Source organism: Paraburkholderia sp., assembly GCF_026225065.1.
GTDB lineage: Bacteria > Pseudomonadota > Gammaproteobacteria > Burkholderiales > Burkholderiaceae > Paraburkholderia.
In genome coordinates, this window is record NZ_JAMFSB010000004.1 from 1 (window position 1) to 10,756 (window position 10,756).

Annotated in this window: 11 protein-coding genes and 1 pseudogene; 1 reads left to right on the forward strand and 11 read right to left on the reverse strand. The window is 62.4% G+C overall.

The features are described from left to right. The coding region (waaA, locus tag M0954_RS00085; RefSeq protein ID WP_297350950.1) for a lipid IV(A) 3-deoxy-D-manno-octulosonic acid transferase at window positions 1-1,214 on the forward strand (1,214 nt) is incomplete at its 5' end. 21 nt (window positions 1,215-1,235) lie between these two features. Here the strand turns inward: waaA and ureG are convergent. The 11 genes and pseudogenes from ureG to M0954_RS00140 form a co-directional block, all read right to left on the reverse strand. Next, a complete protein-coding gene (gene ureG / locus M0954_RS00090; RefSeq protein WP_297350953.1) occupies window positions 1,236-1,883 on the reverse strand; it encodes an urease accessory protein UreG in 648 nt (215 codons plus the stop codon). Window positions 1,884-1,894: 11 nt separating this feature from the next. Beyond that, window positions 1,895-2,575: an urease accessory protein UreF gene (locus M0954_RS00095; RefSeq protein ID WP_297350961.1), complete on the reverse strand. Its 681-nt coding sequence runs from the start codon at window positions 2,573-2,575 to the stop codon at window positions 1,895-1,897. Next, on the reverse strand, window positions 2,562-3,215 hold the full coding sequence (gene ureE / locus M0954_RS00100; RefSeq protein ID WP_297350955.1) for an urease accessory protein UreE: 654 nt from the start codon (window positions 3,213-3,215) through the stop codon (window positions 2,562-2,564). Before ureE ends, M0954_RS00095 begins: the two co-directional genes overlap by 14 nt. 3 nt (window positions 3,216-3,218) lie before the next feature. Continuing rightward, on the reverse strand, window positions 3,219-4,925 hold the full coding sequence (gene ureC, locus M0954_RS00105) for an urease subunit alpha (protein ID WP_122153899.1): 1,707 nt from the start codon (window positions 4,923-4,925) through the stop codon (window positions 3,219-3,221). A 67-nt stretch (window positions 4,926-4,992) separates the two neighbouring features. Then, on the reverse strand, window positions 4,993-5,298 hold the full coding sequence (locus M0954_RS00110; protein WP_122153900.1) for an urease subunit beta: 306 nt from the start codon (window positions 5,296-5,298) through the stop codon (window positions 4,993-4,995). A 17-nt stretch (window positions 5,299-5,315) separates the two neighbouring features. Then, window positions 5,316-5,618, reverse strand: coding sequence for an urease subunit gamma (gene ureA / locus M0954_RS00115; protein WP_122153901.1), 303 nt, complete (start codon window positions 5,616-5,618; stop codon window positions 5,316-5,318). 158 nt (window positions 5,619-5,776) lie between these two features. Further along, a complete protein-coding gene (locus M0954_RS00120) occupies window positions 5,777-6,580 on the reverse strand; it encodes a transporter substrate-binding domain-containing protein (RefSeq protein ID WP_297350957.1) in 804 nt (267 codons plus the stop codon). 223 nt (window positions 6,581-6,803) lie between these two features. After that, window positions 6,804-7,685, reverse strand: a complete 882-nt coding sequence (locus M0954_RS00125; protein WP_297350963.1) for an urease accessory protein UreD — start codon at window positions 7,683-7,685, stop codon at window positions 6,804-6,806. Between the two features lie 256 nt (window positions 7,686-7,941). Then, window positions 7,942-8,634 (reverse strand): urea ABC transporter ATP-binding subunit UrtE, encoded by a 693-nt coding sequence (gene urtE / locus M0954_RS00130; RefSeq protein WP_122153903.1) that lies wholly within the window; start codon window positions 8,632-8,634, stop codon window positions 7,942-7,944. 762 nt (window positions 8,635-9,396) lie between these two features. After that, window positions 9,397-10,260, reverse strand: a complete 864-nt coding sequence (gene urtD, locus M0954_RS00135; RefSeq protein ID WP_297350959.1) for an urea ABC transporter ATP-binding protein UrtD — start codon at window positions 10,258-10,260, stop codon at window positions 9,397-9,399. Beyond that, window positions 10,257-10,756: pseudogene (locus M0954_RS00140) on the reverse strand (urea ABC transporter permease subunit UrtC); the annotation flags it as partial. The gene urtD and the pseudogene M0954_RS00140, both read right to left, overlap by 4 nt.

A 10,756-nucleotide genomic window follows, 5' to 3' on the forward strand; every position in this document is an offset into this window, starting at 1 on the left:
AGCATATCGGCGAGCGCTTCGGCTATACGCGCGGCCGTTTGCCCGAAGACGATGCGCCGTTGATCTGGGTGCATGCGGTGTCGGTGGGCGAGACGCGCGCGGCGCAGCCGCTGATCGAGGCGCTGATGAAAGCGCGGCCCGATGCGCGCATTCTGCTCACGCATATGACGCCGAGCGGCCGCGCCACCAGCGAGCAGCTTTTCGGCGGTCGCGTGATGCGCAGCTATGTGCCGTATGACATGCCGCACGTGGTGCGACGTTTCTTGCGCGCGTGGCGTCCGACGCTTGGGCTCGTGATGGAAACCGAGGTGTGGCCGACGCTGATCGAGCAATGCCGCCGCGCTGACGTGCCGCTGGTGCTGACCAATGCGCGGATGTCGGCGCGCTCGTTCAAGCGGGCTGCGCGGTTTGGCAAGGGGACGCGCGAGGTGTTCGGCGGCTTTGCCCGGGTGCTGGCGCAGAGCCCGTCCGATGCGGAGCGTTTGACCGCGCTGGGTGCGCGTAACGTGGCGGTGCTCGGCAATCTGAAGTTCGATATGAGCACGCCGCCGGAACTCGCGGCGCGTGGGCATGCGTGGCGCACGGCGATTGGTACGCGGCCGGTGTGGGTGGCGGCGAGTACGCGCGAGGGTGAAGAGGAACTCGTGCTGCAGGCGTTTGCGGCGCTCGGCGTCGAGGATGCGTTGCTGATTCTGGTGCCGCGTCATCCGCAGCGGTTTAACGAGGTGGCGGCGCTGGTCGAGAAGGCTGGACTGCGTTATGAGCGTCGTTCGACGTGGGCGCCGGGTGCAGCGGGGGCGTCGGTGCAAGGCGTGGGCCGTGCGTTGCCGGCGAACGTGACGGTGTTGCTTGGCGACTCCATGGGGGAGTTGGGCGCTTACTATGCGGCGTCGGATCTGGCGTTTATCGGCGGCAGTCTGTTGCCGCTGGGTGGGCAGAATCTGATTGAAGCATGTGCAGTGGGCGTGCCGGTGCTCATCGGGCCACATGTGTTCAACTTCACGCAAGCCACGGCCGATGCGGTGGCGGCAGGCGCGGCGGTGCAGGTGCAGGATCCGGCGGATCTGGCGAGGGCGCTGCGTGAACTGTTCAACGACAAGGCGCGGCGCACGGCAATGAGCGGCGCGGCGTCGGCGTTTGCGGCGCGCCATCGCGGAGCGACGGGGCGCACGGTGGATGTGTTGATGGCGTTGTTGCCGGAGGTGGCGGAGTGACCTCCGGCGATTGCTGACGCGTCAAACCGTCAGCAGCCCCTTCTTCTCGATAAACGCAATCACTTCCGCCAGCCCATCGAGCTTCTTCAGGTTGCACATCACGAACGGCCGCTCGCCGCGCATTTTCTTCGCATCCGATGCCATCACGTCGAGGTTCGCACCGACCATCGGCGCCAGGTCCGTCTTGTTGATCACCAGAATGTCCGACTTCGTAATTCCCGGGCCGCCCTTGCGCGGGATTTTCTCGCCGCCCGCGACATCGATCACGTAGATCGTCAGGTCCGACAGTTCTGGGCTGAACGTCGCTGCCAGGTTGTCGCCGCCCGACTCGATGAAGACGATGTCCGCATCCGGAAAGCGCGTCAGCATCCGGTCGACCGCTTCCAGGTTGATCGACGCGTCTTCGCGGATCGCGGTGTGCGGGCAGCCGCCCGTTTCCACGCCCATGATCCGTTCGGCCGGCAGGGCGCCTGCCACCGTCAGCAGACGCTGGTCTTCCTTCGTATAGATATCGTTGGTGATGGCGACGAGGTCGTAGCGGTCGCGCATCGCCTTGCAGAGCATTTCGAGCAGCGTGGTCTTGCCGGAGCCGACCGGGCCTCCGACGCCCACGCGCAGCGGCGGTAGTTTCTTGGTGCGATGAGCGGTGTGGTGCTGAGGTGCGTTCATGGTCGAGTCGGTTATGAGCGGAAGAGCCGCGAGTATTGCGACTCGTGACGCGCCGACAAAATACCCAGTTGCGGCGCGAAGGTGTTGATGTCGTCGGGCGCTGTGGCGAGCGCACGTTGGACGGCGGCGTCTATCGGTGCGCGCAGTGCCACGATGATCCGTTGTCCTGCGAGTTGTCCGAGTGGGACGGCCTTCAGCGCCGCTGCGGCCTGGTTCTCGACCCAACTGAATGCGTAAGCGGCGAGTGCAGCGTCTGCGGAGACGTCGTGAGCGAACGCGGCAAACGCGAAGGCGGTCGGTTGTGCTAACGGTGTCATCGCCGCAAGCGTGGTGCGGCGTTCTGCGTCGCCCCATTCGAGCGAGACGCACAACTGCCGTAACGACCAGCCCATCTGCTCCGTTTCGCGGCGCAGTTCGGCGGATTCGCGGCTCGCGAGGAATTCGCTATTGGCGAGGGCGAGGCCCGCTGAGTCATGCGCGTGCCAGCGTTCGATCTGATGCGCGAGGAACGGTAGCTCGCCGAGCGCGAGGACATCGGTGAGGCCGCTGGCGATCCAGTTGCGGGCGCTGTCGGCGTCGGTGATCAATTGCGCTTCGATGGCCGCTTCCAGACCCTGCGAATAGCTGAACGCGCCGATCGGCAGCGCCGGCGACGCGAGATGCAGTAAGGCCGTGAGTTCAGCGATGCGCATGCTTGGAGTGGTCGTGATCGTGGTCGCAGTCGCTGTGGTCGTGACCGTGCCCGTGGTCATGTTCATGGCTGTGATCGTGCCCATGGTCGTGATCGTAGTCATGCTCGCCACCATGATCATGCCCATGATGCTCACCATAAACCTGCTGTGCCAGCGCATAGTCTTCAGCAAACGTCTCGTCATGCCCGTGCTTATGCCCACCACCATAAGCCCCAGACTCCGGCTGAAACGGCAACGTGACCTGCTCGACCATCGCGCCGATCCGTTTGAGCATATCCGCGAGCACCGGATCGTATTCGAGCTTCAGATAATCCGCGCCAACCTCGACCGGCGTGTGCCGGTTACCCAGGTGATAAGCCGCCCGCGTAAGCGTTAGCCCATCCCGAGCGGTGACCATCAACACAGCCTCGGCCGCCGCGATCACCCGCACCAGCGTGCCATCCTGCGCCACCAGCACATCGCCGTCGCGCAGCACCGTGCCACGTGGCAACACCAGCGCCACCTCTTCACCGTTATCGAGCGTCGCCGCCAGACGGCTCTTGCGGCGCGCGTCGAAATCGAGCGTGAGCGTGGGCGCGCGCTTGACCAGCACCGCAGCGAGCTTGATCTTCGGATCGATCAGTTTGTCGATAGTACGCATGATTTAGAACAGGAAGTAACGTTGCGCCATCGGCAGCACGGTGGCCGGTTCGCACGTCAGCAACTGGCCGTCTGCAATCACCTGATACGTTTCCGGATCGACGCTGATCGCCGGGCGCCACGCGTTGTGAATCATGTCAGCCTTGCTGATATTGCGGCAGTTCTTCACCGGCACGATACGCTTGGTCAAGCCGTAGCGCTCGGCGATGCCCGCATCCGCGCCCATCTGCGACACGAAGGTCAGCGAGGTACGTGCCAAAGCACCGCCACGCGTGGCGAACATATCGCGGTAGTGAACCGGCTGCGGCGTCGGAATCGACGCGTTCGGGTCTCCCATCTGCGCCATCGCGATCATGCCGCCCTTGAGAATCAGCGACGGCTTGATGCCGAAAAACGCCGGTTCCCAGAACACCAGGTCAGCCCACTTGCCCGGTTCGATCGAGCCGACTTCGTGCGCAATACCATGCGTGATAGCCGGGTTGATCGTGTACTTCGCCACATAGCGTTTCGCGCGGAAATTGTCGGCGCGTGCGTTGTCTTCCGGCAGCGCGCCGCGTTGCACCTTCATCTTGTGCGCGGTTTGCCATGTACGAATGATGACCTCGCCCACTCGGCCCATGGCCTGCGAATCAGAGGACAGCATCGACAGCGCACCCAGGTCATGCAGGATGTCTTCGGCAGCAATCGTCTCACGACGAATCCGCGACTCGGCAAACGCGATGTCCTCTGCAATCGACGGGTCCAGGTGGTGGCACACCATCAGCATGTCGAGGTGCTCGTCGAGCGTATTGACCGTGTACGGGCGGGTCGGATTGGTCGACGACGGCAGCACGTTCGACTCGCCGCAAACCTTGATGATGTCCGGAGCGTGGCCGCCGCCCGCGCCTTCGGTGTGATACGTGTGGATCGTGCGGCCCTTGAAGGCGGCCACGGTCGCTTCGACGAACCCAGCTTCGTTCAGCGTATCGGTGTGGATCGCGACCTGGGTGTCGGTGTCGTCGGCAACAGACAGACAGTTGTCGATGGCCGCGGGCGTCGAGCCCCAGTCCTCGTGCAGCTTAAGACCGATCGCGCCCGCTGCGATCTGCTCGATGGCGGGCTCGGGCAGGCTCACGTTGCCCTTGCCGAGAAAGCCGAGATTCATGGGATAGCCATCGGCGGCCTGCAGCATCCGTTCGAGATGCCACGGTCCAGGCGTACAGGTGGTGGCATTGGTGCCGGTAGCCGGACCAGTGCCGCCGCCGATCATCGTCGTCACGCCGCTCGCCAGCGCTTCGTCGATCTGCTGTGGGCTGATGAAGTGAATGTGCGTATCGATACCGCCCGCCGTTACGATCAGGCCTTCGCCGGCGATCACTTCGGTGGCCGCACCAATCGCAATCGTCACGCCCGGCTGGATGTCGGGATTGCCGGCCTTGCCGATCGCGGCAATGCGACCGTTCTTGAGGCCGATATCGGCCTTCACGATGCCCCAGTGATCGAGGATTACCGCGTTGGTAATGACCGTATCCACCACATCGGCTGCAACGCGTTGCGACTGGCCCATGCCGTCGCGGATCACCTTGCCGCCGCCGAATTTCACTTCTTCGCCGTAGGTGGTGTAGTCGCGTTCGATCTCGATCAGCAATTCGGTGTCGGCGAGTCGCACGCGATCGCCGGTCGTGGGGCCGAACATTTCCGCGTACGCGCGGCGGCCAATACGTAATGTCATGGTGTGAAGTCCGGAAAAGGGCAGGGCGGGTACTCGCAATCTTCGACGACGGGGCTCATGCCGCGCGTCAGAGCGGTCCCATCACCTTGCCGTTGAAGCCGTAGACGACGCGGTCGCCCGCCAGTTCGACCAGCTCGACGGTGCGCTCCTGGCCGGGCTCGAAACGCACAGCGGTACCCGCCGCAATGTTCAGGCGGAAGCCGCGCGCCGCCTCGCGGTCGAACGAGAGCGCTGGATTCACTTCATAAAAATGGTAGTGCGAACCAATTTGCACAGGACGGTCGCCGGTGTTCGACACCGTGACCGAGACCGTTGCGCGGCCCGCATTGAGTTCGTGCTCACCGTCGTCGGTGAGAAGTTCGCCGGGAATCATCGGGGCTCCGGGGCGGGTCAGGGAATCGGATGGTGGACGGTCACGAGCTTCGTGCCGTCGGGAAAGGTGGCTTCCACCTGAATGTCCGGAATCATCTCCGGCACGCCTTCCATCACGTCGTCGCGCGTGAGCAGCGTGGTGCCGTAGTGCATGACCTGGGCGACTGTCTTGCCGTCGCGGGCCGCTTCCATCAGCGCCGCCGAAATGAATGCGATCGCCTCCGGGTAATTCAGTTTGAGGCCACGTGCGCGGCGTCGTTCGGCCAGTAGCGCGGCCGTGAAGATCAGCAGCTTGTCCTTCTCGCGGGGTGTCAGCTTCATCGGATGTCTGGTTGGGTTGCGCCCGTCCCAGCCGGGACAGGCGTCGGATGCCATCGGGGTCGCGCGTTGTCGCGAACGCTTGAGGGGTGCGCTACAAACCGCGACAAGCTTAACGCCAGATCAGCTTACAAAGATATCAAGAATAACTAACAAATATATTACAGCGTTTTCGGCAAAGGTGCGCCGAACCACTTCTTCGACATGCTGTTGAACGTGCCGTCGGCCTTGGCTTGGGCGATAGCGGCGTTGACCTTCTCCTGCAGTCGGCTTTCATTTTTATTCATGCCGACGAAGCATGGTGAATCCTTTATAACGAACTTAGGTTCTGGGCGGCGTGGCGGATTCTTCGCGTTGATGGCTGCGGCCACGATATTGCCGGCAGCGATCAGTTGCACCTGGCCGGACAGGAACGCGGCAATGGTGGCGTTGTTGTCTTCGAAGCGCTTGATGGTGGCGTTCGGCGCCATCTGCGTAAGGGCGATTTCTTCGAGTGCGCCGCGCGTCGCGCCGACCGTGATGCCGGTGAGATCGGCGGGGCTGCTGACCTTGATGTCGGCGGGGCCGAATACGCCTTGGTAATAGGGGGCGTAGGCGGTGGAGAAGTCGATTACCTTCTCGCGATCGGGTGTCTTGCCTAGCGACGAGATCACGAGGTCGACCTTGGCGGTCTGCAGGTACGGGATACGGTTTGCGCTGTTGACGGGCACTAGCTGCAGTTTGACGTTCATTGACTTGGCGAGCACCGCGGCCGTGTCGATGTCGTAGCCTTGCGGTTGCATGTCGGGGCCGACTGAGCCGAACGGCGGGTAGTCCTCTGGGACCGCGACCTTTAGTACGCCGGATTTGGTGATGTTGTCGAGGGCGTCAGCGTGCGCTGCTGGTGTTGTCAACGCCAGGATGGGTGAGAGCAGCAGGGCGGCGAGCCAGGTACGGCGTGCCTGGCGGGAAGACTGTTGGGTCATGTTGGTCAGCGGTGGTGGGCAAAGCGGGTGGCCTCCGTCGGGTGCGGGGGCATCGTGACGGTTTTAGGGAGCAAGCTGTGTGCCAATGCGGTGCAGTGGGAGTGGGAGGAGGATTTTGCAGGGGCTGCACCTTGGCGGGGCTTTTTGATGCGCTGGGATGGTGCTCGATGCCGCGTGTTTTGCCTGCGGCGCGAGTCTCCGGTTGGGTTCGCACCGGTTCGTCTTAAGTTGTCCAGATCCGCAGCGGTACCGCCTCTACGCCGTGAACGATCGGGCGCAGTTGCAGCCAGCATTGCGTCAGCGCGCGTTGCAGCGACTCCATCGACCGCGCCACGGCCCTCACCAGTATCAAGCCTGGGGTCACGCACGAAGCGGCAGCGCGTAGCGTGTCGGTGAACGGGAGTTGCCCGGTTAGCTGTTCGGCGAGCGCGTCGTCGCAGGCGGCCCCGACGGCCCACAATGTGCCGTAGGCGGGGAAGCCCGCAAGACCTTGAGGTGCGTCGCGCAACGGATCGGCAGCGGCGAGATTGGCGCGTTCGAGCCACAGCAATTGGCCGTCTGCGCCGACGATACGCGAGACCGCGCGCAGTGTGCCGGCGGACCACCGCTCACCGGCGGCCTGGCGGCCGAGTTGCGTGGCGTCCCAGCCGAGCGCGGTGGCGCCTTCGGCCATCGACAGCGTGAAGTCGAGGGTCGCGTTGGCGTGATCGAATACGATGTTGTTCTGCGGCAGCCAGTCGAGCTTGCCGTTCGCGCCCACGCGCACGTCGATGTGCTGCAGCGCCGCGCGGTCGTTGGACTTGTACCACTTGGTGGCGCCGGGAGTCGTGAGCACAGCATGTGTGTCCGCCCCGAGCGCCACGTCGATGTGCAACTGGTCGCCACCGGCGATACCGCCTGGAGGATGCACGATCACCGCGTGGCAGATCGCGTGGCCTTCGGGATAGAGGGGGCGTTGGACGCGCAACGGACCATCGTGCAGGCGATGGACGAGCGTCGTGCGTTCAGCGTGTCTGGCGAAGCCGAGTTCGAGGCGAGCTTGCCACTGAGCATGCGCGGCGGAATGCGCTGAGGCGAGCGTGGCATGGTTTTCGTGAAGCGACATGCGGGTCGATGTAGTTGGACTTTGCGTGGCGACTGCCCGGCGGGCGCTCGTCGACGCCAGGCGACGCATGATCTGAGTGATCTGCACGACCTGGTTTGCAGCGACGTTGAGCGCACCGAATGGATGCGGCGAGGATAGCATGGGCCGCTCGCTGCACGGCACGCCTGTGCTTCTGCATGTCTTTGGCTGTCAGTTGGAGACGGGCGTGCGTACGCCGGCAGGTGTGGCGCGTCCGGTCCAGGTGGCGCGGCAGCGTTCAGACTGCAATGAGTTCGCGCACGCCGTTGGCGTCCATATCAGCGCCTTCGCCGCCGGCGACGATTTCACCGCGGCTCATGACCCAGTATCGATCGGCGATGGCTTTGGCGAAGTCGTAGTACTGCTCGACGAGCAGCACGGTGAGGCCCATTTCCTCGACGAGTTGACGCAAGGTGCGGCCGATGTCCTGGATGATGGAGGGTTGAATACCTTCGGTGGGTTCATCGAGGATGAGCAGTTGCGGCTCGCTCATGAGGGCGCGGCCGATGGCGAGTTGTTGCTGCTGACCACCGGAGAGGTCGCCACCGCGGCGGCTGCGCATGTCTTTGAGGACGGGGAACAGTTCGTAGATGCGGTCGGGGATCTTCGATGGCGATTGTTTGCTGGCGGCACCGACCAGCAGGTTTTCTTCGACCGTCAGGCGCGGGAAGATATCGCGGCCCTGGGGGACGTAGGCGAGGCCGTTCGCTACGCGGGCGTAGGTGGGGAGTTTCGTCAATTGCGTGCCGCGCCAGGAGATTGCGCCGCTTCTTGTTGGGACTACGCCCATCAGGCAACGCAGGAGCGTTGTCTTGCCTACGCCGTTGCGGCCTAGTAGTACGGTTAGTTTGCCGTCTGGCACTGTTAGCTTTACATCTCGCAGGATGTGGCTGCCGCCGTAGTACTGGTTCAGGTTTTCTACTTCTAGCATTTGGTGGTGTCCTCTTTCTGTACCTTCGTACCTTTATTTGCCTGCGGCGCCTTGGTTGTTCGGTGTTCTTGTTGTGGTGGCCTTTCCTTGCTGCCTTATTGGTTTGCTTGCGTTGCCCCTGTGCGGGGCAGCACTTACTTTCTTTGCCGCCGCAAAGAAAGCGGGCTTCACACCGCTAGCTCGTAGATGTCCTTCTCTATGTTGAACCGGAAACGGCCCAACACGAGACCCCACCTCGCACCACACCCTTTAGTGACAAAGCACTCATCCGCTCCAGCGTCGCGCTTCGCGCCCCACCGTCAGGCATAACCATTCTCACCACCGCTACCGCTAACGCTAACGGCTAACCATCCATTGTGCTGAACTACCTGAGTTGCTTCACACTGCGAACTAACTGGTCTGTAACTACGGAACTTACAGTGTGCAGGGGTGGCGCTGTTGCGCAGTTAGCGCGTGCAAACTGCTGCTTGGTGAACCTAACCGCGGCGCACGGAGTGTGCTTGCGGGATGAATGAGTCCTTTGTCACGAACGTGAGTGGTGCGAGAGACGATCTCGTCTCGGACCGCTCCGGATTAAGTCCAGTGGTGGACACCTACAAGCTGGCGGTGTGAGCCCGCTTTCTTTGCTTACTTTCTTTGCGGCGGCAAAGAAAGTAAGTGCTGCCCCGCACAGGGGTGAAGCTAATAGACCACTAAGAAAGCAAGGAAAGGCCAACGCCAAAATCACACAACCAAAACGAGGCGCCGCAGGCAAAAAAAACCTCACCTCCCAAGATAAGACTCAATCACAGTCTCATCCCTCTTAACCTCATCAAGCGTGCCATGGGCCAAAACACGCCCTTCAGCCATAACAGTAACCTTCCCGGCCTTGCCAGAGAGAGCAGCCACAAACTCCATATCATGCTCAACCACCATCATGGAACAGGTGCCACGCAAGTGATTAAGAAGCTCAGCAAGCTGCATAGTCTCATCATCAGTCATCCCAGCCGCAGGCTCATCAAGCAAAAGAAGCGCCGGCTGCTGCATAAGCAACATCCCAATCTCGAGCCGTTGCTTCTGCCCATGCGAAAGCTCCCCAGCGAGCCTGCGAGCCTCACTCTCAAGATGAATCAGCTCCAACGTCTCCTCAATCCGCGCCTGCGCCTGCCGATCAAGCCGCGCCCGCAACGAAGCCCACCACCCCTTGTCAGCCTTCATCGCCAGCTCAAGGTTCTCCCACACCGGATGCTGCTCAAACACCGTCGGCTTCTGAAACTTGCGCCCAATCCCCGCACGCGCAATCGAAGGCTCATTCATCCGCGTCAGATCAATCGTCTGCCCCAGAAATACCTTGCCCGAATCGGGCTCCGTTTTTCCGGTAATCACATCCATCATCGTCGTCTTGCCAGCGCCGTTCGGCCCGATAATGCAGCGCAGTTCGCCTACATCAATCGACAACGTCAACGCATTCAACGCCCTGAAGCCGTCGAAACTGACCGTCACGTCCTCGAGATACAGGATCGTCCCATGCGATACATCGATCTCGCCCGGTGTCACCACCCGCCCGAAATCCGCCACGCCGCTCAGCGAGCGTTCGGCCGGCTCCTCCGGCAATGCCAGGTCCGGCACCATTGGGTTCTCGTTCATGAGCGCTTCCTCCTGCGCATCGCCAGTTCGACCAGTCCCATGATCCCGTGCGGCAGCAGCAGCGGCACTAGCACAAAAATCAGACCCAGAAAGAACAGCCAGTATTCAGGGAAGTTCGCCGTAAAAAAGCTCTTCGCACCATTCACCGCAAACGCGCCGATGATCGGCCCGATCAGCGTGCCGCGTCCGCCCACCGCCACCCAGATCGCCATCTCGATCGAGTTGCCCGGCGACATCTCGCCCGGATTGATAATCCCCACCTGCGGTACGTATAACGCGCCAGCAATCCCGCACAGGATCGCCGAGACAGTCCAGATAAACAGCTTGTAGCCAAGCGGGCTGTAGCCGAGGAACATCAGCCGTGTCTCGCCATCGCGCACGCCGGTCACGACGCGGCCGAGTTTCGAGGTCACAATCGCCCGCGCACCCAGAAACGCCAGCACCAGCACGGCAAATGTGATCAGGAAGAGCGCTGTGCGCGTGCCTGGATGCGTGA